The 25,826-nt window shown below is 70.0% G+C and carries 35 protein-coding genes; 3 read left to right on the forward strand and 32 right to left on the reverse strand.

The window, feature by feature from the left end:
* The 4 genes from I7X39_RS19075 to pilM form a co-directional block, all read right to left on the reverse strand.
* The coding region (locus I7X39_RS19075) for a hypothetical protein (RefSeq protein WP_198112770.1) at positions 1–183 on the reverse strand (183 nt) is incomplete at its 3' end.
* Positions 180–836, reverse strand: coding sequence for a hypothetical protein (locus tag I7X39_RS19080; RefSeq protein ID WP_198112771.1), 657 nt, complete (start codon positions 834–836; stop codon positions 180–182). The genes I7X39_RS19080 and I7X39_RS19075, both read right to left, overlap by 4 nt.
* Complete coding sequence (locus I7X39_RS19085) at positions 833–1,414, reverse strand: PilN domain-containing protein (RefSeq protein ID WP_198112772.1); 582 nt, start codon at positions 1,412–1,414, stop codon at positions 833–835. Before I7X39_RS19085 ends, I7X39_RS19080 begins: the two co-directional genes overlap by 4 nt.
* Before the next feature lie 9 nt (positions 1,415–1,423).
* A complete protein-coding gene (pilM, locus tag I7X39_RS19090) occupies positions 1,424–2,356 on the reverse strand; it encodes a type IV pilus biogenesis protein PilM (protein ID WP_198112773.1) in 933 nt (310 codons plus the stop codon).
* 132 nt (positions 2,357–2,488) lie between these two features.
* Between pilM and pth the strand changes: the two genes are divergently transcribed.
* From pth to I7X39_RS19105, 3 genes are all read left to right on the forward strand, one after another.
* A complete protein-coding gene (gene pth / locus I7X39_RS19095; protein ID WP_198112774.1) occupies positions 2,489–3,157 on the forward strand; it encodes an aminoacyl-tRNA hydrolase in 669 nt (222 codons plus the stop codon).
* Entirely contained in the window at positions 3,099–3,548 is a 450-nt protein-coding gene (locus I7X39_RS19100; protein ID WP_198112775.1) for a hypothetical protein, read from the forward strand. The genes pth and I7X39_RS19100 overlap by 59 nt, the downstream gene beginning before the upstream one ends.
* A 69-nt stretch (positions 3,549–3,617) precedes the next feature.
* Positions 3,618–5,195 carry a response regulator gene (locus tag I7X39_RS19105; RefSeq protein WP_198112776.1) on the forward strand — a complete coding sequence of 526 codons (1,578 nt, stop codon included), beginning with the start codon at positions 3,618–3,620 and terminating at the stop codon, positions 5,193–5,195.
* On the opposite strand, the gene I7X39_RS19110 is transcribed toward I7X39_RS19105, so the two are convergent.
* From I7X39_RS19110 to I7X39_RS19240, 28 genes are all read right to left on the reverse strand, one after another.
* Positions 5,196–5,453: a YfhL family 4Fe-4S dicluster ferredoxin gene (locus tag I7X39_RS19110; RefSeq protein ID WP_198112777.1), complete on the reverse strand. Its 258-nt coding sequence runs from the start codon at positions 5,451–5,453 to the stop codon at positions 5,196–5,198.
* 2 nt (positions 5,454–5,455) lie between these two features.
* Positions 5,456–5,929, reverse strand: coding sequence for a pantetheine-phosphate adenylyltransferase (gene coaD, locus I7X39_RS19115; RefSeq protein WP_198112778.1), 474 nt, complete (start codon positions 5,927–5,929; stop codon positions 5,456–5,458).
* Between the two features lie 4 nt (positions 5,930–5,933).
* Positions 5,934–6,473 carry a 16S rRNA (guanine(966)-N(2))-methyltransferase RsmD gene (rsmD, locus tag I7X39_RS19120; RefSeq protein ID WP_198112779.1) on the reverse strand — a complete coding sequence of 180 codons (540 nt, stop codon included), beginning with the start codon at positions 6,471–6,473 and terminating at the stop codon, positions 5,934–5,936.
* Positions 6,470–7,228 (reverse strand): imidazole glycerol phosphate synthase subunit HisF, encoded by a 759-nt coding sequence (gene hisF, locus I7X39_RS19125; RefSeq protein WP_198112780.1) that lies wholly within the window; start codon positions 7,226–7,228, stop codon positions 6,470–6,472. The genes rsmD and hisF overlap by 4 nt, the downstream gene beginning before the upstream one ends.
* Positions 7,229–7,242: 14 nt before the next feature.
* Positions 7,243–7,812, reverse strand: a complete 570-nt coding sequence (locus tag I7X39_RS19130) for a hypothetical protein (protein WP_198112781.1) — start codon at positions 7,810–7,812, stop codon at positions 7,243–7,245.
* A complete protein-coding gene (locus I7X39_RS19135) occupies positions 7,812–8,036 on the reverse strand; it encodes a hypothetical protein (protein WP_198112782.1) in 225 nt (74 codons plus the stop codon). The genes I7X39_RS19130 and I7X39_RS19135 overlap by 1 nt, the downstream gene beginning before the upstream one ends.
* Before the next feature lie 68 nt (positions 8,037–8,104).
* On the reverse strand, positions 8,105–8,758 hold the full coding sequence (locus I7X39_RS19140) for a DUF2799 domain-containing protein (RefSeq protein WP_198112783.1): 654 nt from the start codon (positions 8,756–8,758) through the stop codon (positions 8,105–8,107).
* Positions 8,755–9,495 (reverse strand): 1-(5-phosphoribosyl)-5-[(5-phosphoribosylamino)methylideneamino]imidazole-4-carboxamide isomerase, encoded by a 741-nt coding sequence (hisA, locus tag I7X39_RS19145; protein WP_198112784.1) that lies wholly within the window; start codon positions 9,493–9,495, stop codon positions 8,755–8,757. Before hisA ends, I7X39_RS19140 begins: the two co-directional genes overlap by 4 nt.
* 4 nt (positions 9,496–9,499) lie before the next feature.
* Positions 9,500–10,150, reverse strand: a complete 651-nt coding sequence (hisH, locus tag I7X39_RS19150; RefSeq protein ID WP_198112785.1) for an imidazole glycerol phosphate synthase subunit HisH — start codon at positions 10,148–10,150, stop codon at positions 9,500–9,502.
* Positions 10,147–10,737 (reverse strand): imidazoleglycerol-phosphate dehydratase HisB, encoded by a 591-nt coding sequence (hisB, locus tag I7X39_RS19155; RefSeq protein WP_198112786.1) that lies wholly within the window; start codon positions 10,735–10,737, stop codon positions 10,147–10,149. The genes hisH and hisB overlap by 4 nt, the downstream gene beginning before the upstream one ends.
* On the reverse strand, positions 10,734–11,792 hold the full coding sequence (hisC, locus tag I7X39_RS19160; protein ID WP_198112787.1) for a histidinol-phosphate transaminase: 1,059 nt from the start codon (positions 11,790–11,792) through the stop codon (positions 10,734–10,736). The genes hisB and hisC overlap by 4 nt, the downstream gene beginning before the upstream one ends.
* The gene (locus I7X39_RS19165) at positions 11,785–12,228 is read right to left on the reverse strand and encodes a PIN domain-containing protein (protein ID WP_198112788.1); all 444 of its coding nucleotides are present in this window, start codon (positions 12,226–12,228) and stop codon (positions 11,785–11,787) included. Before I7X39_RS19165 ends, hisC begins: the two co-directional genes overlap by 8 nt.
* Positions 12,225–12,464 carry a CopG family transcriptional regulator gene (locus I7X39_RS19170; RefSeq protein WP_198112789.1) on the reverse strand — a complete coding sequence of 80 codons (240 nt, stop codon included), beginning with the start codon at positions 12,462–12,464 and terminating at the stop codon, positions 12,225–12,227. The genes I7X39_RS19165 and I7X39_RS19170 overlap by 4 nt, the downstream gene beginning before the upstream one ends.
* A gap of 65 nt (positions 12,465–12,529) precedes the next feature.
* Entirely contained in the window at positions 12,530–13,636 is a 1,107-nt protein-coding gene (locus tag I7X39_RS19175) for an EAL domain-containing protein (protein ID WP_198112790.1), read from the reverse strand.
* A gap of 78 nt (positions 13,637–13,714) precedes the next feature.
* Positions 13,715–14,005, reverse strand: coding sequence for a hypothetical protein (locus I7X39_RS23350; RefSeq protein WP_232352066.1), 291 nt, complete (start codon positions 14,003–14,005; stop codon positions 13,715–13,717).
* Positions 13,987–14,823: an FAD-binding domain-containing protein gene (locus I7X39_RS19180; protein ID WP_232352067.1), complete on the reverse strand. Its 837-nt coding sequence runs from the start codon at positions 14,821–14,823 to the stop codon at positions 13,987–13,989. Before I7X39_RS19180 ends, I7X39_RS23350 begins: the two co-directional genes overlap by 19 nt.
* The gene (locus tag I7X39_RS19185) at positions 14,820–16,346 is read right to left on the reverse strand and encodes a cryptochrome/photolyase family protein (RefSeq protein WP_198112791.1); all 1,527 of its coding nucleotides are present in this window, start codon (positions 16,344–16,346) and stop codon (positions 14,820–14,822) included. The genes I7X39_RS19180 and I7X39_RS19185 overlap by 4 nt, the downstream gene beginning before the upstream one ends.
* Positions 16,343–16,435, reverse strand: coding sequence for a DUF2256 domain-containing protein (locus I7X39_RS23840; RefSeq protein WP_375140805.1), 93 nt, complete (start codon positions 16,433–16,435; stop codon positions 16,343–16,345). Before I7X39_RS23840 ends, I7X39_RS19185 begins: the two co-directional genes overlap by 4 nt.
* Before the next feature lie 59 nt (positions 16,436–16,494).
* Complete coding sequence (locus I7X39_RS19195; protein WP_198112792.1) at positions 16,495–18,063, reverse strand: cryptochrome/deoxyribodipyrimidine photo-lyase family protein; 1,569 nt, start codon at positions 18,061–18,063, stop codon at positions 16,495–16,497.
* Positions 18,064–18,187: 124 nt separating this feature from the next.
* The gene (locus tag I7X39_RS19200; protein ID WP_198112793.1) at positions 18,188–19,138 is read right to left on the reverse strand and encodes a hypothetical protein; all 951 of its coding nucleotides are present in this window, start codon (positions 19,136–19,138) and stop codon (positions 18,188–18,190) included.
* Entirely contained in the window at positions 19,135–19,827 is a 693-nt protein-coding gene (locus I7X39_RS19205; RefSeq protein WP_198112794.1) for a hypothetical protein, read from the reverse strand. Before I7X39_RS19205 ends, I7X39_RS19200 begins: the two co-directional genes overlap by 4 nt.
* A 282-nt stretch (positions 19,828–20,109) precedes the next feature.
* A complete protein-coding gene (gene hisD / locus I7X39_RS19210) occupies positions 20,110–21,417 on the reverse strand; it encodes a histidinol dehydrogenase (protein WP_198112795.1) in 1,308 nt (435 codons plus the stop codon).
* Positions 21,414–21,947: a GNAT family N-acetyltransferase gene (locus I7X39_RS19215; RefSeq protein WP_198112796.1), complete on the reverse strand. Its 534-nt coding sequence runs from the start codon at positions 21,945–21,947 to the stop codon at positions 21,414–21,416. The genes hisD and I7X39_RS19215 overlap by 4 nt, the downstream gene beginning before the upstream one ends.
* Positions 21,947–22,609 (reverse strand): ATP phosphoribosyltransferase, encoded by a 663-nt coding sequence (gene hisG / locus I7X39_RS19220; protein ID WP_198112797.1) that lies wholly within the window; start codon positions 22,607–22,609, stop codon positions 21,947–21,949. The genes I7X39_RS19215 and hisG overlap by 1 nt, the downstream gene beginning before the upstream one ends.
* Positions 22,606–23,877 (reverse strand): UDP-N-acetylglucosamine 1-carboxyvinyltransferase, encoded by a 1,272-nt coding sequence (gene murA, locus I7X39_RS19225; RefSeq protein ID WP_198112798.1) that lies wholly within the window; start codon positions 23,875–23,877, stop codon positions 22,606–22,608. The genes hisG and murA overlap by 4 nt, the downstream gene beginning before the upstream one ends.
* Positions 23,877–24,122, reverse strand: coding sequence for a BolA family protein (locus tag I7X39_RS19230; RefSeq protein WP_198112799.1), 246 nt, complete (start codon positions 24,120–24,122; stop codon positions 23,877–23,879). Before I7X39_RS19230 ends, murA begins: the two co-directional genes overlap by 1 nt.
* A 1-nt stretch (position 24,123) precedes the next feature.
* Positions 24,124–24,885, reverse strand: coding sequence for an ABC transporter permease (locus I7X39_RS19235; protein WP_198112800.1), 762 nt, complete (start codon positions 24,883–24,885; stop codon positions 24,124–24,126).
* The gene (locus tag I7X39_RS19240; RefSeq protein WP_198112801.1) at positions 24,882–25,790 is read right to left on the reverse strand and encodes an ABC transporter ATP-binding protein; all 909 of its coding nucleotides are present in this window, start codon (positions 25,788–25,790) and stop codon (positions 24,882–24,884) included. Before I7X39_RS19240 ends, I7X39_RS19235 begins: the two co-directional genes overlap by 4 nt.
* Between the last annotated feature and the right edge of the window lie 36 nt (positions 25,791–25,826).

Here is a 25,826-nt window from a genome sequence, read left to right on the forward strand (position 1 = left end):
CGGGCCCAGGCGCAGGCCCTGCAGCTGGGGCCGCGCGGGCTGGGCCGCGGGGGCGTCCGGCGCCACGCCGCTGGCCGCCGTGCGCCAGGCGGGCGGCGGCAAGGTCGGGTCCGGCAGCGCCGCGCAGGGCAGAGCCAGCGGCAGCAGACCGGCGGCGATGCAGGCGGCAATGCAGCGCTTCATAGCGTCAGCCAGGCCGCTTGCGGGCTCAGTGTCTCGACCTGCAGGGTCATTTCGATGTCCGGGTGCTCGCGCACCGTGAAGGAGAGCTGGCGCACGCGCAGCCGGGCCTCGCTTTGCACCAGATCGCGCAGGTACTGGTGCAGAGCGCCATAGGAGCCGCTGACGACGAGTTCGATGGCGTGGCGGTAAAGGCGCGGGCCGGCCGCAGGGGCCGCGGCCGACGCCGGCGCGGCGGCGGCATCCGGCAGCGCCGTCAGGGCCCGCAGCTTCAGGCCACCTTGCTGGCGCTGCACCAGTTCCTCCAGCAGCGCCAGCATGCGCGCCCCTTCCAGCGCGCCGGGGCGGCCCTCCAGGCCCTGCAACTCGGTGCGCAGGCGCGCCAGTTCGTCCTCGCGTTGCTTGTGCTGCAGCTCGGCCTGATCGCGCGCCAGCTGCTGCGCCGTGCGCAGCTCGGCCAGCGCCCTCTCGGTCTGCTCGGCCTGCTGGCGGGCCTGCGCCAGCTGCCGCTGCGCCGGCGCCAGCCAGAGCCGGTCGCCCAGCCAGAGCACGAAGGCCAGGCCGGCGACCGCCAGCAACCAGCGCTCGCGCGGCACCCGGGCATCAAAGGCCTTGTTGGCCTGTTGCCAGCGCTGCAGCAAGGGGCTGTTCTTCATCGGGCCCTCCCGCTGGCGCTCGTGCTGCTGCTGCGCAGCTGGAACTTCTGCACCCCGCCGGCTTCCGGCTCACCCAGGCTGAGCTGGGCAAAGCGCTGGCCCTTGAAGGCCGGCTGCTGCTCCAGGCGGCGCAGGTAGGCGGGCAGCTGGCGGCCGTCCAGCAGGCGCCCCTCCAGCTCCAGGCGCGGTTCGGCCGCGGCCCAGTGCGCGGCGGTCAGCCACACCTCGGGGCCGGCGGCGCGTGCCAGGGCTTCCAGCAGCTCGGGGGCGGCCTCGCTCGGCGGCAGGCTTTGCAGCTGCACCTCGAACAAGCGCGCCTGCGCCAGACGCTGGCGCAGCGCGTCCAGTTCCTGCTGCTGCGCGGCGGCGGCCTGGGCCGGTGCCTGCTGGCCGAGCTGGCGGATCTGCAGCTCGGCGGCGGCATTGCGCTCCAGCTGCGCGCGGGTGCGCTGCGCCATCCATTGGCTCGCGCCCCAGAGCAGCGCCAGCAGCAGGCTCATGGCCAGCGCCAGGCGCGGCAGGTTCAGCCAACGCCGCTCGGGGCGCAGACTGGCATCAAAGAGGTTCAGGTGCTGCATGCGGCCCCCTTACTCGCGCAAGGCCGCGCCAAGGGCCAGCAGCCAGCGGGCGGCCTCGGCGCCCTGCAGGTCGGGCGCAGCGCTCAGGTCCAACACGGCCTGCACATCCAGGGCCTCGACCTGCACCGTCACCAGCCGCCCCAGATGCCCCACCAGGCCGGCCATGCCCGGCCCCGGCGCCACCAGCACGCGCGCCAGGCTGAGGTGGCTGAACATGCGGTCGAAGTTGTCGAGCGTGCGCTGCACCTCGAGCGCGGCGCGGTCCAGCGCGGCGTCGCGGCGCGCATCGTCTTCATGGGCCAGGGCCTCGGCCGCGAGCTCGATCTGGCGAAACATCAGCAGCTCACCCCCCTGGGTGATGACCAGGCTGCCCTGGCCGCTGCCGAAGCTCAGCAGCGCCTGGGCGCGGTTCTCGGGCTCGAGGCGGGCGCTGAGGTTGCGCAGCGCCGTCTCGGGAATGTCGATCGCCTCCAGGCCCAGGCGCTGGGCGTCGGCCTGCGCGGCCAACTCGCGCAAGCGGTGCTTGGGCGCCAGCACGGCCAGCAGCTGGGTCTGGCGGCGCTGGTGCTGGTCGCTGGGCAGGATCAACAGGTCCAGGGCGGCGTCCTCCGCGGAGAAATCGAGCTGGCCCTTGAGCTGCCAGCGCAGCGCGTCCTTCCATTCCTCGCGTGGCACGTCGGGCGGGGCCTCGGTGGGCACGATCTGGTAGTGGCCGCGCTCCAGCACCCAGACGCGGCGGGCGCGCCCGCCATGGGCCTTGTGCAGGGCGGCCAGGCTGGCGCTGCGCACCGCCTCCTGCTCGCCCCAGGGCCCCTGCCAATGCCAGGCCAGGCGGGCTGGTCGGCCCGCGGCAGCAGGCAGCAGATGGGCGGCACGCAGGGTGTCACCCTGGGGCACCAGGGCCGTCCAACCAGGTTCGGTGCGGGCACGCAGCAAGGGCAAGGGCAGGAACTCCGTCAGGGCGCCGGGCCGCAGCTGCGGCGGCCGGCGCGCCCTCGCTGAGCCGGGCGAGGGGTTTGTGAGCAACAGTATTTCAGGGCATTCTCTCTGTGCCCCCCCGGGATAATCCCCCGCATGCTGAGATTGCTGGTGGGCCTGGGCAACCCGGGCGCTGAATACGAGGACACCCGGCACAACGCCGGCTTTGCCTGGATCGATGCGGTGGCCCGCGAGCTCAAGGTCTCGCTGGTGGCCGAACGGAGCTACTTCGGGCTGGCCGCGCGGGCCCGCACGTCCACGGGGGATGTGTGGCTGCTGGAGCCGATGACCTACATGAACCTGAGCGGCAAGTCGGTGGCGGCGCTGGCGCGCTTCTTCAAGATCGAGCCGCAGCAGATCCTGGTCGCGCACGACGAGCTCGACCTTCCTCCGGGCGAGCTCAAGCTCAAGCGCGGCGGCAGCGCGGCCGGGCACAACGGGCTCAAGGACATGGCGGCCCAGCTGGGCTCGAACGACTTCTGGCGCCTGCGCCTAGGCATTGGCCACCCGGGCCAGCGCGATGCCGTGGCCGGCTATGTGCTGCGCCGGGCGCCGGGGCCGGAGCGCGAGCTGCTGCAGGCCTGCATCGACAAAAGCCTGCCCGCCCTGCCCCTGCTGCTGGCCGGCCAGTTCGACAGCGCCACCCAGCGCCTGCACGCCAAGCCCCAGCGGCCCAAGCCGCCGCGCCCGCCCCGGAGCCCCAGCCATGACCCTGCGTCGCCGTCCCCTGCTCCTGCTGCCCCTGCTGCCCCTGCTGCTGACTAGCCTGTCCGGGCTGGCCCAGACGCGGCGGCAGAGCGGCCCGCCGATCTTCCGCTGCGGGCCCGGCGGGCGTGAGCTGCGTGACCGCCCCTGCCCCGCGGAATCGGGGGCATCCGCGCCGCTCTCCTACGATCAACCCAGCCAGAGCGACCGCGCCGCCGCCCTGCAGCGCCAGGCGGCCGAGGCCCGCGAAGCCGCCCGGCTACAACGCGAGCGCGAGCGCTTCGAAGCCAGCGCGCCCCCGGCCAGTCAGCCGGCGGGCTCGCAGGGGGTGAACAAGGCCCCGGCCGACACCCGAGGCACCCCGCCCGAACGGCCCGATCGGCCCGCGCGCAACAAACCGCGCAAAGACGAGAAAACGCGCACGGCGCGCTCGCCTGCCATCAAGCGCTGAAGCGCACCCGGCGCAGCCCGGCCGATGCTTCTGGCATGATCGCTGGCACCTTGGACCGGTTCCCGCGCCATGTCCTCACACGACGAAGACGATCACGACCTGCTGTTCGCGCCCGAGTCGGTGCTGGTACCTACCGAGCATCCGCTTGACCCTTGGGTGGTGCTGATCGTCGATGACGAGCCCCAGGTCCACGAAGTGACCGAGCTGGTGATGGCGGACTTCGAGTTCGCCGGCCGTCACCTGCTCTTCCTGCATGCCTACAGCGCCGCCGAGGCGCGCCAGGTGCTGGCCAGCCGCAGCGATGTCGCGCTGATCCTGCTCGATGTGGTGATGGAAACCGAGCACGCCGGCCTGGACCTGGCACGCGACATCCGCGAGCAGATGCGCAACCACCGCTCGCGCATCGTGCTGCGCACCGGCCAGCCCGGTCAGGCGCCGGAAGAGCATGTCATCAAGAACTACGACATCAATGACTACAAGGAGAAGACCGAGCTGACCAAGCGCAAGCTCAATACGGTCTTCTTCGCGGCGCTGCGTTCCTACCGCGACATCCTCATCATCGAGCAGAGCAAGATGGCGCTGCGTCGCTCGATCGAGGCCATCCAGCGCATCTACGACTCGCACAACCTCAAGGTCTTCGCCTCGGCCGTGCTCGATCAGGTCGCCCATCTGCTGGGCTACGAGGCCCAGGGCCTGTGCGCCAACCGCATCGCCGCCTACGCCGCCTCGCACATGGAAGGCCGGCTGCATGTGCTGGCCGCCACGCCCGAGTACGCCGGCCTGCTCGACGAACAGGGCCTGATGCAGCTGCCGGAGAAGGTCAAGCAGGCGCTGGACCGCGCCGAGCGCGAGCAGCGCAGCCACTTCGACCCGCACCACTGCGTGGGCTACTACCGCACCAGCGGCGGCAGCGTCAGCCTGCTCTACATGGAGTTCTCCGACCCGGTGGACCACGAGGCCCAGGAGCTGCTGGAGATCTTCTGCTCCAACGTGGCCATCACCTACGAGGCCCTGCTGCTGCGCGAAGAGGTGCAGGAGACGCAGCGCGCCACCGTCTACATCCTGGGCGAAGCGGTGGAGCGGCGCTCCAACGAGGGCGGCGCCCATGTGCGCCGCATTGCCGAGTTGGCCGCGCTGCTCGGCCAGGCCTGGGGGCTGGAGCCGATGGAGGTGGAGCACCTGCGCCAGGCCGCGCCGCTGCACGATGTCGGCAAGATCGGCATCCCCGACCACATCCTCAACAAGCCCGCCAAGCTGGACGCCGATGAGTGGTCGCAGATGCAGCAGCACGCGCGCATCGGCCACGAGTTGCTGGCACAGAGCGACCGGCGCATCCTGCGCATGGGCGCGCAGATCGCGCTGGAACACCACGAGCGCTGGGATGGCCAGGGCTATCCGCAGGGCCTGTTCGGCGAAACGATCTCGCTGCCGGCGCGCATCGTGGCGCTGGCCGATGTGCTGGACTCGCTGATGTCCGACCGCGTCTACAAGAAGCGCTGGGACTTCGAGACCGCCATCGACTACATCGAGAGCCAGGCCGGCCTGCACTTCGACCCGCGCCTGGTGACCCTGCTGATGAACCGCCTGGACGCCGTGCGCGCGATCTACGAGCGCTTCCCCGACACCAGCATCAGCGCCGAGCTCTGATCAGGCCGTCTTTTCCGCGCTGAGGCGCAGGTACTTCTGCATCAGGGTCTCGTGATCCTCGGCACGGGCCGGGTCCTTGGGGATGCAGGCGACCGGGCACAGCAGCGCGCATTGCGGGGTGTCGAAATGGCCCACGCATTCGGTGCAGCGGTTCGGGTCGATGACGTAGAACTCCGGCCCCATCGAGATCGCCTGGTTCGGGCAGACGGGCTCGCAGACGTCGCAGTTGATGCACTCATCAGTAATCTTGAGCGCCATGCTCAGCTCCGCTTCGCCATCAGGCGCGCGAGCACGCCCGGGCTGACGAACTTCGACACGTCGCCACCCAGCATCGCGATCTCGCGCACGAAGGTGCCGCTGACGAACTGGTAGTCGTCGCCCGGCGTCAGGAACACGGTCTCGACCTCGGGCATCAGCTGGCGGTTCATGCCGGCCATCTGGAACTCGTAGTCGTAATCGCTCACCGCGCGGATGCCGCGCACCACCACCTGGCCGCCCTGCTCCAGCACGAAGCGGCTCAGCAGGCCCTCGAAGGCCACCACCTGCACCTGGGGCACATCGGCAAGCGCCTCGCGCGCCATCGCCAGGCGCTCTTCCAGCGTGAACAGGGTCTTCTTGTGGTGGGCCGTGGCCACCGCCAGGATGACGGTGGGGAAGAGCTTGGCGGCGCGGCGCAGGATGTCTTCGTGCCCGCGGGTCAGTGGGTCGAAGGTGCCGGGGTAGATGGCTTTCATGCGCTCAATTGTCCCGGGCGAACAAATGGGCGTGCACGGCACCTGCTTTCAAGTGGCGGTGTAGCCGGTAGCCCGCTGGAGGCGCGAACTCGCGCGGCGCTTCCAGATAGATCCAGGCCGAGCCACAGGCAGCGTGTAGGGCACGCTCGAACAGGTCCGCCCCGAAGGGCGGGTCGAGCAGCACCAGGTCCCAGCCCGGGCCGATCTGCGCGAAAGCGTCACCGGCCTGCAGGCGCACGGTGTCCGCCGCGCCTTCTAGCCGGGCGACCACCTCGCGCAGGCTGCGCAGCGCGCGAGGGTCCTGCTCCACCAGCGTGACCTGGGCGCCGCGCGAGGCCGCTTCCAGCCCGAGTGCGCCGCTGCCGGCAAAGGCGTCCAGCACCTTCCAGCCGCCCAGCTCCTGGCCCAGCCAGTTGAAGAGCGTCTCGCGCAGGCGGTCGCCGGTGGGGCGCAGGCCGGGCAGATCGGGCACCGGCAGCTTGCTGCGCCGCCAGCGCCCGCCAACGATGCGGACTTCGCCGACAGCGCCGGGCTTCTTGTTCACAGCCGCACCTCGATGCCCGCGGCGCGCATGAAAGCCTTGGCCTCGCCCACGGTGTGCTGGCCATCATGAAAGATGCTGGCGGCCAGCACGGCATCGGCGCCACCCAGGCGGATGCCATCCACCAAGTGCTGCAGGCTGCCCACGCCGCCGCTGGCGATCACCGGCAGGTCGATGGCGTCGCTGACCGCCCTGGTCAGCGCCAGGTTGAAGCCGGCGCGCGTGCCGTCGCGGTCCATGCTGGTGAGCAGGATCTCGCCCGCCCCCAGCGCCTGCATGCGCACCGCCCAGGCCACAGCGTCCAGGCCGGTGTCCTTGCGGCCGCCATGGGTGTAGACGTTCCAGCCACCCGAGTCATTGGCCTTGGCGTCGATGGCCACCACGATGCACTGCGAGCCGTACTTGTCGCTGGCGGCGCGGATCAGCTCCGGGTTCGCCACCGCGGCGGAGTTGAAGCTGACCTTGTCGGCACCGGCGTTGAGCAGGCGGCGCACATCGGACACCTCGCGCACGCCGCCACCCACGGTCAGCGGGATGAAGACCTGGTCGGCCACGGCTTCGATGATGGGCAGGATCAGGTCGCGACCGTCACTGGTGGCGGTGATGTCCAAAAAGGTCAGTTCGTCCGCGCCCTGCTCGTTGTAGCGGGCGGCGGCTTCGACGGGGTCACCGGCGTCGCGCAGGCCGACGAAGTTGACGCCCTTGACGACTCGGCCGTCCTTGACGTCCAGGCAGGGAATGATGCGTTTGGCAAGCATGGGATTCGGTAGAGCTATCCGGAACGGTGACGGCGCGCGCGCGCGGAACGCCACCAGCGCAGCCAGGCTGCGGGGCGCCGCCGCGCCAGGGCCTGGCGCAGGCGCTGTTTGAACTCGCGGGCGCTGGCGCGGGCCTGCTGGTAGGCGGCTTGCGCGTGCAACCAGGCGCGGGCGCGCGCCAGCCAGCCCATCACCCAGCCATAGAAGCGGTCGAACCAGCGCAGGCGGCGCGCGCTGTCGCGTACCAGGTCGAACAGGTAGGCCGCGAGCGCCGTGCCGCAGAGCTTGGCGGCCACGAAGACCAGCAAGCCCAGGACCTTGTAGCCATGGGCCAGGGCCCAGAGCGCGGCGAGCTTGAAGGGCAGCAGCAGGGCCGCCGGGGCGGCCAGCAGCAGCAGGCTCGGCCAGGGCGGCAGCTTGCGCAAGCAGGCTTCAAGGCGCTGCAGGTGCAGGGCCAGGCCGAGGCGGCGCATGCCGCGTTGCAGGGCATCCCACAGCCATTCCTCGGCCAGCAGCAGCAGGGCCAGCAGCCCGATGAACGGGCGCAGCAGCCAGCGCCAGGGGCCACGCCCCTGCGAAGCCATCAGCGCAGTCGGCTGGCCCGGTGCAGGGTCTTGTGCTTCTTGGTCGACTTCTTCTTGACGGACTTCTTGGCCTTCTTGGCCCCCTTCTTCTTCGCAAGGGTCTGGGCGCCGTGCACGCCCGCCTTGGCCTGTGCCGAATGGGCAGCGGCCTGGGCCGGCGCGGGCGCCACGCCCAGGCTCGCCACGGCGAGAGCAAGGGCGGCAAGCAGGGGTTTCAGCATCATGGTGAGTTCCTGGAATGTGGGGCCTGGGGGCCTGCGGGGGTGAAGACTTGCAGCGTGTCGGGTCGGGTTCAGCGCGGCAGGGAAAGCGCGTCCAGCTCGGCCTCGCGCTGGCGGCTGCGCGCGCGGCTGGCTTCGGCTTCCAGTTCGCTGGCGCGGCGGCTGGCCTGCTGGCGCTCCTCGGGCTTGAGCTTGTCGTCGCCGGCACGGCGGCGCTGTGCCGCGGCATCGTTCAGCAGACGCTGGCGGCGTTGCTCCAGCTCGTGCACCTCGCGGCCCAGGCGCCAGCCGGCTTCGAAGCCCAGGCGGCTGATCTCGGGGCAGGTGCGCGGGTCGCTGCCGCCGCCGCGCGCATGCTCGTAGGCATTGCGTGGACGGCAGAAGGTTTGCAGCCCGCGCGTGAAGCCCTGATCGTAGGCGGGCTGCAGCGGCGCCAGACACAGCGCGGCCGGGCTGCGGCCGGCGGCCGCATCGGTCTCGCCGCGCGGGGCGCTGCAGTAGGCGCGCTGGCCCACCGCATGGCCGCTCTCGTAGGCGGCCTGGTCGGCACCGATCTGGTGCTTGCGGCAGGCCTTGGCACGCTTGCCGAAGCGATCCGCGGTATGGCCGTCGAGGGCGTCGCGCTCGCCCAGCTGGCGCCAGTTGGCCTGCGCGCAGTCGTCGGCATCCATGACCGCGCAGCCGGCCAGGCAGAGCAGACTCAGCAGCGCGGTCGTGGCCTTCATGGCGTCAGCGCGTCGGCCTTGGCCTGCGCGTCCTTCAGGTCCAGGGCGCCGGTGTAGATGGCCTTGCCGCAGATGACGCCGCTGATGCCTTCGTCCTGCACCTTGCACAGGGCCTCGATATCGGCCCAGCCGGCCAGGCCGCCCGAGGCAACCACCGGGATGCTGAGCTGGCGCGCCAGGCGCACCGTGGCATCGATATTGATGCCGCTGAGCATGCCGTCGCGGCCGATGTCGGTGTAGATCACCCCTTCGATGCCGTAGTCCTCGAACTTCTTGGCCAGATCGCCGACCTCATGGCCGCTGAGCTTGCTCCAACCATCGGTGGCCACCTTGCCGTCCTTGGCGTCCAGGCCCACCCAGATATGGCCGCCAAACGCCGTGCAGGCATCGCGGATGAAGCCGGGGTTCTTGACCGCCGCGGTGCCGATGATGACGGCGCTGATGCCGTCGTCGAGGTAGCGCTCGATGGTGTCGAGGTCGCGGATGCCACCGCCCAGCTGCACCGGGATCTCGTCGCCCACCTCGGCCAGGATGGACTTCACCGCGGCCTCGTTGACGGGCTTGCCAGCGAACGCGCCATTCAGATCGACCAGGTGCAGGCGGCGCGCGCCGGCGTTCAGCCAGCGCCGCGCCATCGCGGCCGGGTCCTCACCGAAGGTCGTGGAGGCATTCATGTCGCCCTGTTGGAGGCGGACGCAGTGACCGTCCTTGAGGTCAATCGCGGGGATCAGGAGCATGGCTTCAGGGTTGCCAAATGAGGAAGTTGCGGTAGAGACGCAGGCCCAGGTCGGCACTCTTTTCGGGGTGGAACTGGGTGGCAAAAATGGTATCCCGTGCGATCGCGCAGGCGAAGCGATCGCCGTATTCGGTGGTAGCCGCCACCTGTTCCGGGTGCTTGGGTTGGGCGTGGTAGCTGTGCACGAAGTAGAAGTGGCTGCCGCTGGGGATGCCTTCCCACACCGGATGGGGGCGCTCGATGTCGACGCGGTTCCAGCCCATCTGCGGCACCTTGTAGCGGCTGCCATCGGGCTGCAGCCGGCCGCTCAAACGAAAGCGCCGCACCTGACCCTCGAAGAGGCCCAGACCCGGCGTGTCCTGCTCCTCGCTGTGCTGCAGCAGCATCTGCATGCCCACGCAGACACCCAGCAGAGGCTTGCCGTTCTTCACCTCGTCCAGCACGGCCTGGCGCGCGCCCGTGGCCTCGAAGTGGGCCATGCAGTCGCGCATCGCGCCCTGCCCCGGCAGCACGATGCGATCGGCCGCGCGCACCTGGGCGGGATCGTGGCCGACCACCACGTCAACGCCGCTGCCCTGCGCGGCCGCGCGCACGGCCTGCGCCACCGAGCGCAGATTGCCCATGCCGTAGTCGAGCACCAGAACGGTCTTGCTCACAGCGTGCCTTTGGTGCTGGGGATGGTGCCGGCAGCGCGCGGATCGGGCGTGATGGCCATGCGCAGCGCGCGCGCAAAAGCCTTGAAGATCGTCTCGCACTGGTGGTGCGCGTTCTGGCCCTTCAGGTTGTCGATGTGCAAGCTCACACCCGCGTGGTTGACGAAGCCCTGGAAGAACTCGAACACCAGTTGCGTATCGAGCTGGCCGATCATGCCGGCCGTGAAGCGCACGTCCATGTGCAGGCCGGGCCGGCCGGAGCAGTCGAGCACCACGCGGCTCAGGGCTTCGTCCAGCGGCACGTAGGCATGGCCGTAGCGGGTGATGCCGCGCTTGTCGCCCAGGGCCTGGGCAAAGGCCTGGCCGAGGGTGATGCCGACGTCCTCCACGGTGTGGTGGCCGTCGATGTGCAGATCGCCCTTGGCGTCGATCGTCAGATCGATCAGGCCATGGCGGGCGATCTGGTCGAGCATGTGGTCGAAGAAGCCGATGCCGGTGTTCAGCTGGGCCTTGCCCGTGCCGTCGAGATCGAGGGCGACGCGGATCTGGGTTTCGGCGGTGTCGCGTTGGACGCTGGCTTGGCGGCTCATGGTTGAAGGGCCTTGATCAAAGCGGAGTTCTCTTCGGGGGTGCCGACGGTCAGGCGCAGGCAGTTGTGCAGCAGCGGGTGCATGGCGCTGACGTTCTTGACCAGGATGCCGCGCGCCTTGAGCTGGGCGAAGGTGGCCGCGGCATCCGGGAAGCGCGCCAGCACCATATTGGCCTGGCTGGGAAACGGTGTCACGCCGGGCAGCGCCTGCAGCGCGGCGAACAGGCGCTCGCGCTCGGCGCGGATGGCGGCCGCCTGCGCGGCGTACACGGCCTCGTGCTCCAGCGCAAACAGCGCGGCCTCGGCGTTCAGCACGCTCACATTGAAGGGCGGGCGCAGCTTCTCCACCTGCGCCACCAGCTCGGTGCGGCCCATCAGGTAGCCGATGCGCACGCCGGCCAGGCCGAACTTGCTCATCGTGCGCATCACCATCACATGGGGGTGGCGGCGCAGGCGCTCGAGCGAGTCGCGCGCGGCAAAGGGCTGGTAGGCCTCGTCCATCACCACCAGGCCGTGGTGCTGCATGGCGGCAATCAGCGCCTCGATCACCTCGTCGTCCCACAAGGTGCCGGTGGGGTTGTTCGGGTAGGCCAGCCACAGCAAGGCGGGCCGGTGCAGGGCGATGGCGTCGAGCAGGGCGTTGCGGTCGAGCGCGAAGTCCTCGGCGCGGCAGGGCACGCCCACGAAACGTGGGCCTAGCAGCTGGCAGCTCAGCTGGTACATCACGAAGCTGGGCTGCGGCGCCAGCACCACCGCGCCGGGCCGGGCGATGGCCTGGGTCAGCAGGCTGATGAGTTCGTCCGAGCCATTGCCCAGCATCAGCGCGCAGCCCTCGGGCAGGCCGGCGTGGCGGGCCAGCGCGGCGCGCAAGTCGTCCAGGCGCTCGGCCGGGTAGCGGTTCAGGGCCACGGCACTTAGGCGCGCGCCCAGCTCGGCCTGCAGATCCGGCGGCAGGCGGTGGGGGTTCTCCATCACGTCCAGCTTGATGAAGCCGGTGCTGGGCTGCACGGCGTAGGCGTGCAGGTTCTGGATGTCGGGGCGGATCACGTCAAGCATGGAGCGTCTCCGGCCCGGTCTTGAAAGGATTGACGATGCGCAGGCTGTCGATCTGCTGGTCGTGCTGCAAGTCTTCCGTCAGCAGCAGCTCGCAGCCCTGCTGCTGCGCGGCGGCCACCATCAGCGCATCCCAGTAGTTCAGCCCCCAGCGGCTTTCCACCGCCCAGGCGGATTCGACCGTGGCATGGTCCACCAGCCAGGGCTGCCACAGCTGGTAGCGGCGCACTTCGGCGCGCGCGTCACCAGCGGACAGGGCGGTGGGGAACTTCTTGCGGGCGTTCCAGTAGAACTCGTGCAGCACCTGGGTGCTGACCCGCCCGCAGCGCAAGCTCCAGCAATGCACCAGCCATTGCCGCGCAGCATCGCGCTTGACCGGATCCTTGTCGTCAAAGGCGTAGAGCAGGACATTGGTGTCCACGAAGACCAGCTGCGTCATGTGCGCTGAGCCTTGCGGTCGTAAATCTCGTCGCGTGAGAAGTAGCGTCCGGTGGATTCGCCAAAGCTCTTGAACTCCAGCGCTTCGCGCATGCCGCGCTCATAGGCGTCGTCATGCCGCATCTTCTCGGCCAGCAGCTCCCCCACCAGGCGCGAGACGCTGGTGTTGCGGCGGGCCGCCTCCATCCGCGCCCAGTCGGCGACGGCGTCTTCCATGGTGATGGTGACGTTGCGCATGGCTTGCTCCACGAAAACAGTGCACCACGAGTTTCGTGTCACACGAACTTCGTGTCAAGCCATGCTCAGCCGCCGGGCAGAGGGCCGGGCCGGCCGGTCAGGTAGCCCTGGATCAGGTCAAAGCCCATCTGGCGGCATACCGCCGCCTCCTGCTCCAGCTCCACGCCCTCGGCCAAGGCCTGGGAGCCGAGTTCATGGACCAGCTTCACCAGATCGGCCACCACCAGCTGCTTGCGCTCGCTGGCGAGGTGGATGTCGTGCACCAGGCCCATGTCGAACTTGACGAAATGTGGAGGCACGTCGCCCAGCTCGTTCAGGCGCGCCTGGCCGGCGCCGAAGTCGTCGTAGGCGAAGCGCAGGCCCATGCCGTTCAGGCGCGCCGCCAGCTCGCGCATGCGGTCCACTTCCATCACGGCGTTCTCGTGGATTTCCACCACCAGCTGCAGCTGCGGGCAGTCCTGCTGCAGGCGCGCCAGGGATTCGAGAAAGGTCTCCTCGAAGGTTTCCTTGGGGTGGGTGTTGACGAACAGCGGCATGTCGCGCGCATGGGGCGCGAGCGAGCGCACGCCGAACTCACGCAGCGCCGCGCTCAGCTCCACCTCGCGGCCCAGCTGCGTGGCCATGTTGAAGAGCCGGATCGGCGAGCTGGGCAGCTCCGGGTGGGTACTGCGGCCCAGCAGTTCCCAGGCGAACAGCTGCCCGCCGCGCGCCTGCACGATGGGTTGGATGGCACCCGAGAGGCCTTTGCCCTGCAGGAACTCGAAGAACTGGCGCTCCTTGGGCACGAAGTGCGCGGGCAGGCTCAGGCCGCTGGGCACGATGACGGTGCGGCCGATGTCCTCGTAGGGCGCGGTTTCCTGGAAGTTGCCGCGCCGCAGCAGTCGGAACTCCACGGTGGCGAAGTGCAGCACATCGCCCTCGTTCAGCAGCACCGAGCCATTGATGCGCTCCCGGTTGACGAAACTGCCGTTGCTGCTGTTCAGGTCGATCAGGCGCAGCTGGCCCGAGACATCGAGCTGGAACTCGGCATGCCGGCGCGACAGGCCCGAGGACGGCACCACCAGCTCATTGCCCGGATCGCGCCCGATATGGCAGGGGAACTGGCTGAGTTCGTGCCGCACATGGCCGCCGTCAGCGCCCAACCCTTCAAGGACCCAGAGGTTTTCGCCCATGCCTGTAACAAGTGGTTGCCGGGACCCGCGCAGCGTACCCCGCCCGGCGGCTGCTGTGCAGCCCGTTCTGGAAGGGGCTCAGCCGCTCACCTGGCGCCACCACTTGGAAAAGGAGGCGCAGTAGTGCTCCAGCGCGGGAAAGTGGCGCGGCTCCGGCAGCGCTTGCACGCCCTCCGGCAACCAGGGGCTGATGTGCGGATGGGCCAGGGTGCGCACGCGCGCCGCACCGGTGAGCACGGCGGCCAGACCCGCGCGGTCCAGCACCCAGAGCCGCGGGCTCAATGCCGCCATGCGCGCCTGCACCCAGGCCCAGCGCCGCGAGCCCCAGGGCTGGTGCGCATGGGCCTCCTTCAGGATGAGCCCCACCACCGTCGTTCCCGCCGGGGGCTCGCCCAGGGCCCAGGGGTGGGCCAGCCACAAATCCGCCCCCGGCATGGGCGTGGCGGGCGATTCCTCATGCGGCAAGTTCGCCAGGACGGGCGCGTCCACCCCCCCCCGCCGCGACCCGCCGCCACGCTGCGCGGCTCGCGGGCCAGGGCTTCCAGCGCGTCGCGGTCCAGGTCGATGGCGCTGCCCTCGCTGTGCCAGGACGGCGGCGCAAAGCGCGCCACATTCGCGGCGTCGAAGAGGTAAGGCTTGTGGCTGGCGGTGCCGGCCACCCACTGCCAGCTCAGGTGGTTGCTGCCCAGGTCGCCGTCCAGCAGATGGGCCAGCATCCAATCGGCCCCGGCGCGCCAATGCACCTTGCGCGCATGCACCACATAGCTGGCCAGCCACAGGCGGGCATGGTTGTGCAGCCAACCGCGCGCGTAGAGCAGGCGCACCGCCTGGTCCACCACGGGCACGCCGGTGGCGCCGCGGCGGATGTCCTGCGGCAACTCGGCGGCATAGGCCTCGTCGGGCAGGGGCCCAGGGTGCAGGCTGCGCAGAATGCCCGCGCCCCGGTGCGCCCAGACATGGCGGAAGTACTCGCGCCAGCCGAATTCATAGACCAGCTTGTGCTGTGGCGGCAGGCGCAGGGCCTCCAGGCACTCGGGCACGCTCAACAGGCCATGCGTGAGGTAGGGCGACAGGCCGGTCACCGCCCCGTCGAGATGGTTGCGGCTGCGTGCATAGGCCGCGGCATCCACGGCGGCCAGGCGCTGCAGAGCGGCCGCGCGGGTGGGGGGCCAGGCGGTGTCGATCATGCGGCGCGCAAAGCCTCGGCTTGGGCACGGATGCGCGCACGCTCGTCCTCCGGCACGCGCGCCACGCCGCGCACCTGCAGGGCCAGGCGCGGGTGATGGGCAAAGCGGGCCTCGTGGCGCAGCAGGAAGTCCCAGTACAAGGTGGTGAAGGGACAGGCCTGCGGCCCGGTGCGCTCGTCGGGCCGGTAGCGGCAGCCGCTGCACAGCGGGCTCTGGCGGGCGATGTACTTGCCGCTGGCGATGTAGGGCTTGCTGGCCATCAGGCCGCCATCGGCGTACTGGCTCATGCCCAGGGTGTTGGGCAGCTCCACCCACTCCACCGCGTCCACGTAGACGCTCAGGTACCAGGTGTGCAACTGCTGCGGCTGCACGCCGTAGAGCAGCGCGTACAGGCCCGTCACCATCAGGCGCTGGATGTGGTGGGCGTAGCCGTGTTCGAGCGTCTGGGTGATGGCGTCGCGCAGGCAGGCCATGTCGGTCTCACCCGTCCAGTACCAGGGCGGCAGGTTCGCCGTAGCGTCCAGCGCGTTGGCTTCGGCGTAGGCCGGCATGCGCGTCCAGTAGATGCCGCGCACGTACTCGCGCCAGCCCAGGATCTGCCGGATGAAGCCCTCGCCGCTGTTCAGCGGCACGCGGCCGGCGCGCACCGCGGCTTCGGCCGCCGCCACCACCTCGTGCGGCGTGAGCAGCTTGAGGTTCAGCGCGGCAGAAAGCTGCGCGTGGTACAGCCAGGGCTCGCCGGGCCAGATGGCGTCCTGGTAAGGCCCGAACAGCGGCAGGCGCTCGGTGATGAAGGCATCCAAGGCCTGCAGCGCCTGCGCGCGGGTCAGCGGCCAGGCAAAGGAATCGAGCCGGCCCGGGTGATCGCCAAAGCGGGTGCGCACCAGGTCCAGCACCTCGCGGGTGATGGCGTCGGGTGCGAAGCGGGGTGGCTGCGGCAGGTCGAAGCCCGGGCCCGCGGGGCCGAAGGCGGCGCGGTTGTCGGCATCGAAGTTCCACTGGCCGCCCAGGGGCTCGGTGCCGTCCATCAGCACGCGCTGGCGCTGGCGCTGCTCGCGGTAGAAGTACTCCATGCGCAGGCCCTTGCGGCCGCGGGCATGGGCGGCGAAGTCGGCCGGCGTGGTGAAGAAATGGCGATCCTCCAGCAGCTGCAGCGGCAGGCCCTGCTGCTGCGCCACCTGCTGCAAGGCCTGCAGCACGCGCCAGTCGCCCGGGCGGGTCAGGCGCAGGGCTCTCGGGCGCAGCTGGGCCAGGTCGGCGGCCAGCTGTTCGGACAGGCTGGCGCGGGTGGCCGGGTCGTCCAGGCGGCGGTAGTGCAGCGGGCGGCCGGCTGCGCGCAGGGCTTCGGCGAAGTGGCGCATGGCGGCCAGGAAGAGCGCGATGCGCGGCTGGCTGCTCCACACATGCGTGGACTCCTCCGCCACCTCGGCCATCCACACCGCGTCCTGGGCCGGATCGAAGCCGTCGAAGGCCGCGGCGTCCCGGTCCAGCTGGTCGCCCAGCACGATGACGAGATGTCTCATGGGCGGCCTGCCTGGGCCGCACGGCGGCAGCGCTCGCTGCAATGCTTCACCTCCGCCCAGTTCTTGGCCCAGGCCTTGCGCCAGCTCATGGGCTTGCCGCAGGTGCTGCAGGGCTTGGTCGGCAGGGCCTGCTTGTTGCCTTTCCAGTTCAGAACAGCTCTCCTTGGGTGGCAGCACGCGCTGCTTTGCGTGGCGCGCGTGGTTTGGGGCTGGGCGGCAAACCGCTCTTGCGCGAGCCATGCCGCTGCTGCACCGCGTCGGCCTGGGCGCGGGCCTGCGGGCTGCGGCGGGCGGCCCAGAGGCGGTCCTTGGCGTCGCGGATCGCCGCGCGCTCATCCACCAGCGGGGCCGGGTAGTCAGCGCCGATGCGGCAGCCGGCGCGCTGCTGCACGCTGGCGGGCATGCGCCAGGGCTCGGCCAGCCACTCGGTGGGCACGCCCGCCAGCTCCGGCACCCAGCGGCGGATGAAGTGCCCCTCGGGGTCCTGGTCGCGCGCCTGCTTGGTGGGGGAGTAGACGCGCAGCGCGTTGATGCCGGTGCAGCCGCTCTGCATCTGCAGCTGGCTCCAGTGGATGCCGGCCTCGAAGTCCAGGAACTGGCGCGCCAGGTGCAGGCCCACCGGGCGCCAGTGCAGCCACAAGGGGTAGGCCGCCACGCTCACCAGCAGCGCGCGCATGCGGAAGTTGAGCCAGCCGGTGGCGCACAGGCTGCGCATGCAGGCGTCCACCATCGGCCAGCCGGTGCGGCCCGCGCACCAGGCGTCGAAGCGCGCCTGGGCCGCAGCGACCCAGGGCGGTGCCTCGGGGTGCGCGTCACCCGGTCTGAGCCCGTCATAGGCAGGCGCGAAGGCGCGGAACTCGATGGCCGGCTCGTCCTCCAGCTTTTGCATGAAGTGGCAATGCCAGCGCAGGCGGCCGGCAAAGCCGCGCAGGGCGTAGGCCCAGTCGCGCTCGCCCAAGCCCCGCGCGCCATCGATGCGGCGCTCGGTGGCCTGGTGGGCGCGGCGCAGGCTCAGCGTGCCGAAGGCCAGATGGGGCGAGAGCCGGCTGCAGCCTCCCTCGGCGCTCAGCGGGCTGCTGAGCGCGCGCCGGTAGTCCTGCCCGCGCGCCTGCAGAAAGCTCTCCAGCGTGGCGCGCGCCGCACGCTCACCGCCACGCTGGCCGGCGCGCCGGTCCGGCTCCAGGCCCAAGTTGGCCGGGCTCGGCAGCGGCTCGTCGCACAGCGCGCCGGCGGCGCGCCAGCCCGGCGGCGGCGCGCACTCGGGCGCATCCATGCGCGCCTGCCAGCGCGCAGCCCAGCCGGCGCGGCTGCGCAGGCGCCGCACCACCCCGTGCTGCGGCGTTTCCAGCCAGGCCACGCCCTGGGCTCGGCACCAGGCGGCCACGGCGAGGTCGCGCGAGTACGTCCAGCCGGGGCCGGTCTCTTCGTGGCTGAACAAATGGGTGAAGGCCAGTTCTTGCTGCAACTCCGCCAGACCCTGCACCGCCGGGCGCACGCGCACATGCAGGGGCAGGCCGCGCCGCTGCAGGCGCACGCGCAACTCGGCCAGGCTTTCCAGCACAAAGCGCAGGTGCTGGGGATCGAACTCCGGGCTGGCCAGCCATTCGGGCTCGATGAGGTACACCGCCGCCGCCCGCTCGCAGGCGGCGGCCTGCATCAGCGGGGCGTGATCGTGCAGGCGCAGGTCGCGCTTGAGCCAGACCAGGGCGGTTGTCATCAGTCGATTCTGCGGGCACTCGCCTTGTTTGTCCTAGACAAACAAGAAGACCACCTGCCCTGCCGGGTCTCACTTGCGACTCCACACTTGGAAGAACGCCCCAGACCAAGCCGCCCAACGGGTCCTAGGGATTCGCGCCGGCAGGTTCCGTTTGTGCGGAGGCCTGGGCCGAGACCGGCGTCGGCGCAACCGGCCCGCACTCAGCGCTCAAGGCCCCTGAACCAACCGGCACCGACAGCAGCTCTCCCTTGAGCGTGCGCAGCAGCGCTCGGCGGCAATCACGCTTCAGCAGTTGGGCGCGCTCGATGCGCTCCCGACCGCCCTCGGGGAAGCGCAGGGTGCGTTGCGGCACTGTGGGGTCCGCCCAATGGCCGCTCAGTTCCTGCGCCAGGGTCTGCACCGCCTCGGCCAGTAGATTGGCCGCCTGCGCGTGCAGGGCCTGCCCCTCGTCGTCCAGCCAGGCTTTGCCGACATCGGCTTCCGACAAGGGGCTCGACACAACCCGCATTCCAAGCTGGCGCCTGCGCGTTTCGGTGCCCCTGCCACGCACCTGCACCGCCGCATCCAGGATCAGCGCGCGCTTGTCCTGCGTCATCGAAAACAGCGGCAGCAGCTCGAGGGTCCAGGCCGTGTCCTCGGTCGCTTCGCGCAGCGACGCGAACAAGGGATCCGGCATGTCCTTGATGCGGGATCGGGTGCGCTCCATCAGACGCTCGGGCGTGAGCGCGTCCAGCACGCCGCGGTAGTCATCCAGCACCTTGTCGGCTTGCAGCTGCGCCTTGGCGCGCTGACTGGACTGCACCGACTCATTGATGGCCGCATGGGTCAGGATGGCCACCAGGAAGCCTGCCGCGCTCGGCGCCGGATACATCATGGCGCCAGGGCCGGAGCCTTCCGCGTCCCGATTGACCAGGCCCCGAAACGGGATCCGAGGCTCGAGCTTGTCCGACCACTTCAGCCGCCAGCCCGCTTCCAGGGGCCAGCTCTGCACCGGCTCCGGGGCCGCGTGGGCCAGCCCCAGCAGCAACCAGAGCGAGAGCAGAAGGGCCCGCTTCATCAGCAGGCCGCGGCTCATTGCGCTTGCAGGGGCTTGAGGACGGCGTCCTTGCCCAGCTCGAGCGCCTGGAAATAGGCATTCGTCAGCTCGGGAAACTTGGGCGCCTGATCCCAGGTCTCGGCCGCCTTGCGGATCGCGATCGGCTGGTACCACTCGAGCGAGTTGTCCTGCAGATTCACCATATAGGCCAGCGCGTTGAAGACGGCCTTCGGCGGCTCGGTCGGCACGTAGGAGGCGTAGTTTCGCCAGATGCCCAAGGCCTGGACCTCGACCACCAGCAGCTTGTCGACGCCATGCTTGGCGCGCAGGGGACGGAAGTCGCGGCGCGCGAAGTTGGGCTTGTCGGTCTTGAACTCCTCCAGGCCGTCGAACTTGAAGGCCTCGGCCAGCACCACCGGCTGGCCGCCGCGCTGCGCAATCAGCTGACCCGCCTGGTTCTTCAGCTCCGGCAGGTCTTCGTACGACAGGGTGCTCACATGCGCGTTCAAGGCACTGTGCGCGAGATTGGCCACGCCCAGACAGAGCAAGCAGCCCGCACCGGGGAAGGCGGTGTCCACCTTGGGCAGTTCGGTCATCGCAATGCCGACCTTGCCGGCGCTAGGACCAATCGCCGCGGGCGCAAGCGCCACCGGGTTCTGCACCTGCACGGCACAACCGGTCGTCAATCCAGAAATGGCCAGAACGGCCACCATCAGCCAACTACGCATCGAAGTCTCCCTGTTTTGGATGCAAACCGGCCCCACGACGGGGCCGGCAAAGGGCGCGGAGTGTCCAACAGGCGCACACCCTCATCCTGTCGGGGTTTCTCCTGGGAGTCAGCGCGGCAGCACCCTTCGAGAGCGCGCGCGACGCGCCTCTGGAATCCAAAGACTGAACATGTCGTGGCAGCTGAGTGCCACGCCAGCTCCACACATGTCCGGCGCAAACTGACACCAGGGGATCCGCTGCTGGCGCGCGGACTCCTTGCACGCGCTCATTGGCGCGCAGAACTACATGGTGAGCCGCAACGTGGCCGAGCGGGCGTGCGCCTGCAGGCCCTCGCCCTGGGCCAGGGTGTCGGCCACCGGGCCCAGCACCTGGGCGCCCTGCTCGCTGATGTCGATCAGGCTGCTGCGCTTGACGAAGTCGTACACGCCCAGGGGCGACGAGAAACGCGCCGTGCCGCTGGTGGGCAGCACGTGGTTGGGGCCGGCGCAGTAGTCGCCCAAGCTCTCGCTGGCGAAGGCGCCCAAGAAGATGGCGCCGGCGTGCTTCAGATGCGGCAGCCACTGGCGCGGCTGGTCGGCGCTGACCTCCAGGTGCTCGGGCGCGATGCGGTTGCTGATGGCGCAGGCTTCGGCCATCGAACGCGTGTGGATCAGGCCGCCGCGGCCTTCCAGGCTGGCGCGGATCACTGCGGCACGCGGCATCTCGGGTAGCAGGCGTTCCATCGCCGCAGCCACGGCGTCGATGTAGGCCGCGTCCGGGCAGAGCAGGACGGATTGCGCCAGCTCGTCGTGCTCGGCCTGGCTGAACAGGTCCATGGCCACCCAGTCCGGGTTCACCGTGCCGTCGGCCAGCACCAGGATTTCGCTCGGGCCGGCAATCATGTCGATGCCGACCTGGCCGAACACACGGCGCTTGGCAGCGGCCACATAGGCATTGCCGGGGCCGGTGATCTTGTCCACCCGCGGCACGGTGGCCGTGCCGTAGGCCAGCGCGCCCACGGCCTGGGCGCCGCCGATGGTGAACACCCGGTGCACGCCAGCCAGGTGGGCGGCGGCCAGCACCAGGGCGTTGCGCTCCCCGCGCGGGGTGGGCACCACCATGATGATCTCGCCCACCCCGGCCACCTGGGCAGGGATGGCGTTCATCAGCACCGAGCTCGGGTAGGCGGCCTTGCCGCCGGGCACGTAGATGCCCACGCGGTCCAGCGGGGTGACCTGCTGGCCCAGGCGGTTGCCCTCGTCGTCGGTGAACTCGAAGCCCTGGCAGCAGGCCTGGGCCTGGGCCTGGTGGTAGCGGCGCACGCGCTCGGCCGCCGTTTGCAGGGCCTGGCGCTGGGCGGTGGGCAGGCCATCGAAGGCCGCCTTCAGCTCGGCAGCGGAAATCTCCAGTTCAGCCACCGAGGCGGCCTGCACGCCGTCGAACTGCGCGGTGCGCGCCAGCACGGCAGCGTCGCCCTGCATGCGCACCTCGGCCAGGATGCCGGCCACCGCCTGCTCGATGCCGGCGTCGGTGTCCTCGCTCCAATGCAGCAGCTGCTGCAGGCGCGCGTCGAAGTCGGGGGCGGTGGTGGCAAGGCGGGTGATCTTCATGGGGTGCGATTCTCCGGGCCGAGACCACGGGCGTAGATCCGTGTCTCGTGCACATCCTCTTCGTAGCGGTACACATCGGCACCCAGTTCGGCATAGCCCTGGGCAGCGTAGAAAGCGCGCGCCTGCTGGTTGTGCACCCAGGCGTCCAGCCACAGCAGCTCGGCGCCGCGGGCGGCCACGCCGGCTTCGGCCGCGCGCAGCAGCCGCGCCCCCAGGCCCTGGCCATGGCAGCGGCGCTGCAGGTAGAGGCGCTGCAACTCGGCCGGCCGGCCCGGCGGCAGCAGCCGGTGGGTGAGACCCAGCTGGCTTTGCGCAAAGCCCAGCAAGCCCTCCCCGCGCGCCAGCACCAGCAGCTCCACCGTGGGCTCCTGCAGCAGGGCCAGAAAACGCTCGGGGGTGAAGAACTCGGCCACCTCGCGGGCGATCGCCAGGTTCACGCCGTCGGTGGCATAGGTGTCGAAGAACACCTGCGCGCCCAGCGCGGCCAGCAGGGGCGCATCCACCGCCCGGGCGGGGCGGATGAGGTCCATCAGCGCGCCTGGACGGCCGCCTGCAGGCTGTTCAGCAGCGGCCGGATGCGCTCGCGCTTTAGCTTGGCCGCCACCGGGTTCAGCACCAGGTGCGAGGAGATCGGCAGGATCTTCTCTACCTCGACCAGGTCATTCGCCTTGAGCGTGCTGCCGGTGCTCACCAGGTCGACGATGGCATCGGCCAGGCCGGTCAGCGGGGCCAGTTCCATCGAGCCATAGAGCTTGATCAGATCGACGTGCACGCCCTTGTCGGCGAAGTGCTGGCGGGCCAGCTGCGTGTACTTGGTGGCCACGCGGATGCGCGCGCCCTGGCGCACGGCGGCCTGGTAATCGAAGTCGGCGCGCGTGGCCACCGAGAGGCGGCAGCGGGCGATCTGCAGGTCGAGCGGGCGCAGCAGCGCGCCGCCACCATAGGGGCCGGCCTCGTGTTCGAGCAGCACGTCCAGCCCGGCCACGCCCACATCGGCGCCGCCATGCTGCACGTACGTCGGCACATCGCTGGCGCGCACCAGCACCACACGCACGTCCGGCAGATTGGTGCGCAGGATCAGCGCGCGGCTCTTCTCGGGGTCGTCCAGCACTTCGATGCCGGCGGCCTTGAGCAGCGGCAGGGTGTCGTCAAAGATGCGGCCCTTGGACAGGGCGAGTGTCAATCCGCTCACTTCGTTCTTTCGATGTCGGCACCGAGGCCGCGCAGCTTGGCTTCCATCTGCTCGTAGCCGCGGTCCAGGTGGTAGATGCGGTCCACCAGGGTCTCGCCCTCGGCGCACAGGCCGGCGATGACCAGGCTGGCCGAGGCGCGCAGGTCGGTGGCCATCACCGTGGCGCCGCTGAGTTGCGGCACGCCGGTGACGACGGCCGTGTGGCCGTCCACCTCGATACGGGCGCCCAAGCGAACCAACTCGTTCACGTGCATGAAGCGGTTCTCGAAGATGGTCTCGCTGATCTTCGCGGCGCCCTCGGCCACGCAGTTCACCGCCATCAGCTGGGCCTGCATATCGGTTGGGAAGGCCGGGTACTCGCTGGTGCGGAAGCCCACGGCCTTCGGTCGCGCATCCATGCGGATCCAGATGCCGTCGACGCGCGGCTCGATCTGCGCACCGGCCTCGCGCAGCTTGTCGATCACGGCGTCCAGGTGGTCGGCGCGCGCGCCCTGCAGCAGGGCCTCGCCACCGGCGGCGGCCACGGCGCAGAGGAAGCTACCGGCCTCGATGCGGTCCGGCACGATGTGGTGCGGGGTCTTGGGGGCGTGCAGTTTCTCGACGCCGCGGATCGTCACCCGGCTGGTGCCATGGCCCTCGATCTGCGCGCCCATGCTGATCAAGAGCTCGGCCAGGTCCACCACCTCGGGTTCCTGGGCGGCGTTCTCCAGCACGGTTTCGCCTTCGGCCAGGGCGGCGGCCATCAGGAAGTTCTCGGTGCCGGTGACGGTGATCATGTCCGTGGTGATGCGCGCGCCCTTAAGCCGCCCACCGGGAACTTCCGCCAGGATGTAGCCGTGCTCGACGCGGATCTCCGCACCCATCGCCTGCAGGCCCTTGATGTGCTGGTCCACCGGGCGCGAGCCGATGGCGCAGCCGCCCGGCAGCGAGACCTTGGCCTTGCCGAAACGCGCCAGCAGCGGGCCCAGCGCCAGGATGCTGGCGCGCATGGTCTTCACCAGCTCGTAGGGCGCCTCGGGGTTGTTGACCGGCCCGCCGTCCAGGCGCAGTGCGTTGCTCTCGCCCTCCACCCAATCCACCGCCGCACCCATGTTGCGCAGCAGCTTGATCATGGTGCTGACGTCCTGCAGGCGCGGCACGTTGTGCAGCACCATCGGCTCGGCCGTCAGCAGGGTGGCGCAGAGGTCGGGCAGGGCGGCGTTCTTGGCGCCGGAGATGACCACCGTGCCGTTCAGGCGGCGGCCGCCGCGGATCTTGAGCTTGTCCATCAGGCGCCTTGCTGGAATTCGGTCGGGGTCAGGGTCTTCATCGACAGCGCGTGGATCTGCTCCTTCATGCGCTCGCCCAGCGCCGCGTAGACGCGCTGGTGGCGGCGCACGCGCGGCAGGCCCTCGAACTCGCTTGAGACGATGGTGGCGAAGAAGTGGCGGCCGTCGCCTTCCACCTCCAGATGGATGCAGGGCAGGCCGGCGGCGATGAAGTCGCGCACTTCTTGGGGGGTCGGATCGGGCATGTCAGTGGCGGATCTTGTAGCCGCGCTTGAGGAGTTGGAGCGCCACGGTGGCGACGACGACGAAGCTCGTTCCGACTACGCCCAAGCTCAACCAGGGCGAGCCATCGCTGACGCCGAAGAAGCCGTGACGGAAGCCGTCCACCATGAAGAAGAAGGGGTTCAGGTGCGAGACCGCCTTCCACACCGGCGGCAGCGAATCGACCGAATAGAACACACCGGCCAGGAAGGTCATCGGCATGACGATGAAGTTCTGGAAGGCCGCGAGCTGGTCGAACTTGTCGGCCCACAGCCCGGCAATCAGGCCCAGGCTACCCATCATGGCCGCGCCCAGCACCCCGAACACCAGGGCCCAGCCCAGGTGCGCGAGCTGGAAGCCCTGCCAGGGCACGAACCAGGCGGTGGCCAGGGCCACGCCCAGGCCCACGCTCAGGCCGCGCAGCACCGCCGCGCCCACATAAGCCGCGAACCAGGCGCGGGGCGAGAGCGGGGTGAGCAGCAGGAACACCAGGTTGCCGGTGATCTTGCTCTGGATCAGGCTGGAGCTGCTGTTGGCAAAGCTGTTCTGCAGCACGCTCATCATCACCAGGCCGGGCAGCAGGAAGCTGGCGTAGGGCACGCCGTGCACCTTCACATGGTCTTCCAGCACATGGCCAAAGATCATCAGGTAGAGCACGGCGGTGAGCACGGGCGCGGCAATGGTCTGGAAGGCGACCTTCCAGAAGCGCAGCAGCTCCTTCTTGAAGAGAGTCCAGCCGCCGTTCATGCGTGCTCCGCGTGGATGATTTCGAGGAACACATCCTCCAGATCGGCCCGGCCGATCTCAAGGTCTTCCACCGTCACGCCGCCGGCGCGCAGGCGGGCCAGGATCTGCTCGACCTCCGCGGCGTCATGCGCCTTGATCTGCGCGATGCGGCCGGTGACTCGGGCATCCAGGCCTTCGGGCAGGGCCTGATCGGTCTTGAAGCGCAGCACCTGGTGGCTGCGGCCCGAGAGCAGGGCGCTGGTGCGGTCCAGCGCCACCAGCTTGCCCCCCTTGAGCATGCCGATGCGCCCGCACAGGGCCTCGGCCTCTTCCAGGTAATGCGTGGTCAGCAACACCGTGGTGCCTTGCTCGCGGTTCAGGCGGGCGATGAACTGCCACAGGGTCTGGCGCAGCTCCACGTCCACGCCGGCGGTGGGTTCGTCCAGCACGATGACGGGCGGGCGGTGCACCAAGGCCTGGGCCACCAGCACGCGGCGCTTCATGCCGCCGCTGAGCTGGCGCATATTGGCGTCGGCCTTGCTGAGCAAACCCAGCTCGTTCAGCAGTTCCTCGATCCAGCGCTCATCGGCGGGGATGCCGAAGTAGCCGCACTGGAAGCGCAGGGTTTCGCGCACCGAGAAGAAGGGGTCGAACACCAGCTCCTGCGGCACCACGCCCAGGCGGGCGCGGGCGGCGGCGTAGTCATCGACCACGTCGTGGCCCAGCACGCTGACGCGGCCGGAATCGGCGCGCGAAAGTCCCGCCAGGATGCTGATCAGGCTGGTTTTGCCGGCGCCATTCGGGCCGAGCAGGCCGAAGAACTCCCCGGGGGCGATGTCGAAGCTGACATCGCTGAGGGCGGGTTGGGAGGCGCCGCGATAGGTTTTGTGCACCCGCTCGAAGCGGATGGCAGGGGTCGCGGTCATGGGAGGTGATTCTAGAAACCCCCTGTGGAAAGCCCG

The sequence above is a fragment of the Inhella proteolytica genome (assembly GCF_016093275.1).
Taxonomy (GTDB): Bacteria; Pseudomonadota; Gammaproteobacteria; order Burkholderiales; family Burkholderiaceae_C; genus Inhella; species Inhella proteolytica.

Bases quoted from the DNA above. Each gene is read 5' to 3' on its own strand.
- I7X39_RS19080 (WP_198112771.1), bottom strand. From the start codon at position 836: ATGAAGAACAGCCCCTTGCTGCAGCGCTGGCAACAGGCCAACAAGGCC.
- I7X39_RS19085 (WP_198112772.1), bottom strand. From the start codon at position 1,414: ATGCAGCACCTGAACCTCTTTGATGCCAGTCTGCGCCCCGAGCGGCGT.
- pth (WP_198112774.1), top strand. From the start codon at position 2,489: ATGCTGAGATTGCTGGTGGGCCTGGGCAACCCGGGCGCTGAATACGAG.
- I7X39_RS19100 (WP_198112775.1), top strand. From the start codon at position 3,099: ATGACCCTGCGTCGCCGTCCCCTGCTCCTGCTGCCCCTGCTGCCCCTG.
- I7X39_RS19105 (WP_198112776.1), top strand. From the start codon at position 3,618: ATGTCCTCACACGACGAAGACGATCACGACCTGCTGTTCGCGCCCGAG.
- I7X39_RS19110 (WP_198112777.1), bottom strand. From the start codon at position 5,453: ATGGCGCTCAAGATTACTGATGAGTGCATCAACTGCGACGTCTGCGAG.
- coaD (WP_198112778.1), bottom strand. From the start codon at position 5,929: ATGAAAGCCATCTACCCCGGCACCTTCGACCCACTGACCCGCGGGCAC.
- hisF (WP_198112780.1), bottom strand. From the start codon at position 7,228: ATGCTTGCCAAACGCATCATTCCCTGCCTGGACGTCAAGGACGGCCGA.
- I7X39_RS19130 (WP_198112781.1), bottom strand. From the start codon at position 7,812: ATGGCTTCGCAGGGGCGTGGCCCCTGGCGCTGGCTGCTGCGCCCGTTC.
- I7X39_RS19135 (WP_198112782.1), bottom strand. From the start codon at position 8,036: ATGATGCTGAAACCCCTGCTTGCCGCCCTTGCTCTCGCCGTGGCGAGC.
- I7X39_RS19140 (WP_198112783.1), bottom strand. From the start codon at position 8,758: ATGAAGGCCACGACCGCGCTGCTGAGTCTGCTCTGCCTGGCCGGCTGC.
- hisA (WP_198112784.1), bottom strand. From the start codon at position 9,495: ATGCTCCTGATCCCCGCGATTGACCTCAAGGACGGTCACTGCGTCCGC.
- hisB (WP_198112786.1), bottom strand. From the start codon at position 10,737: ATGAGCCGCCAAGCCAGCGTCCAACGCGACACCGCCGAAACCCAGATC.
- hisC (WP_198112787.1), bottom strand. From the start codon at position 11,792: ATGCTTGACGTGATCCGCCCCGACATCCAGAACCTGCACGCCTACGCC.
- I7X39_RS19165 (WP_198112788.1), bottom strand. From the start codon at position 12,228: ATGACGCAGCTGGTCTTCGTGGACACCAATGTCCTGCTCTACGCCTTT.
- I7X39_RS19170 (WP_198112789.1), bottom strand. From the start codon at position 12,464: ATGCGCAACGTCACCATCACCATGGAAGACGCCGTCGCCGACTGGGCG.
- I7X39_RS19175 (WP_198112790.1), bottom strand. From the start codon at position 13,636: ATGGGCGAAAACCTCTGGGTCCTTGAAGGGTTGGGCGCTGACGGCGGC.
- I7X39_RS19180 (WP_232352067.1), bottom strand. From the start codon at position 14,823: ATGATCGACACCGCCTGGCCCCCCACCCGCGCGGCCGCTCTGCAGCGC.
- I7X39_RS19185 (WP_198112791.1), bottom strand. From the start codon at position 16,346: ATGAGACATCTCGTCATCGTGCTGGGCGACCAGCTGGACCGGGACGCC.
- I7X39_RS23840 (WP_375140805.1), bottom strand. From the start codon at position 16,435: ATGAGCTGGCGCAAGGCCTGGGCCAAGAACTGGGCGGAGGTGAAGCAT.
- I7X39_RS19195 (WP_198112792.1), bottom strand. From the start codon at position 18,063: ATGACAACCGCCCTGGTCTGGCTCAAGCGCGACCTGCGCCTGCACGAT.
- I7X39_RS19200 (WP_198112793.1), bottom strand. From the start codon at position 19,138: ATGAGCCGCGGCCTGCTGATGAAGCGGGCCCTTCTGCTCTCGCTCTGG.
- I7X39_RS19205 (WP_198112794.1), bottom strand. From the start codon at position 19,827: ATGCGTAGTTGGCTGATGGTGGCCGTTCTGGCCATTTCTGGATTGACG.
- hisD (WP_198112795.1), bottom strand. From the start codon at position 21,417: ATGAAGATCACCCGCCTTGCCACCACCGCCCCCGACTTCGACGCGCGC.
- I7X39_RS19215 (WP_198112796.1), bottom strand. From the start codon at position 21,947: ATGGACCTCATCCGCCCCGCCCGGGCGGTGGATGCGCCCCTGCTGGCC.
- murA (WP_198112798.1), bottom strand. From the start codon at position 23,877: ATGGACAAGCTCAAGATCCGCGGCGGCCGCCGCCTGAACGGCACGGTG.
- I7X39_RS19230 (WP_198112799.1), bottom strand. From the start codon at position 24,122: ATGCCCGATCCGACCCCCCAAGAAGTGCGCGACTTCATCGCCGCCGGC.
- I7X39_RS19235 (WP_198112800.1), bottom strand. From the start codon at position 24,885: ATGAACGGCGGCTGGACTCTCTTCAAGAAGGAGCTGCTGCGCTTCTGG.
- I7X39_RS19240 (WP_198112801.1), bottom strand. From the start codon at position 25,790: ATGACCGCGACCCCTGCCATCCGCTTCGAGCGGGTGCACAAAACCTAT.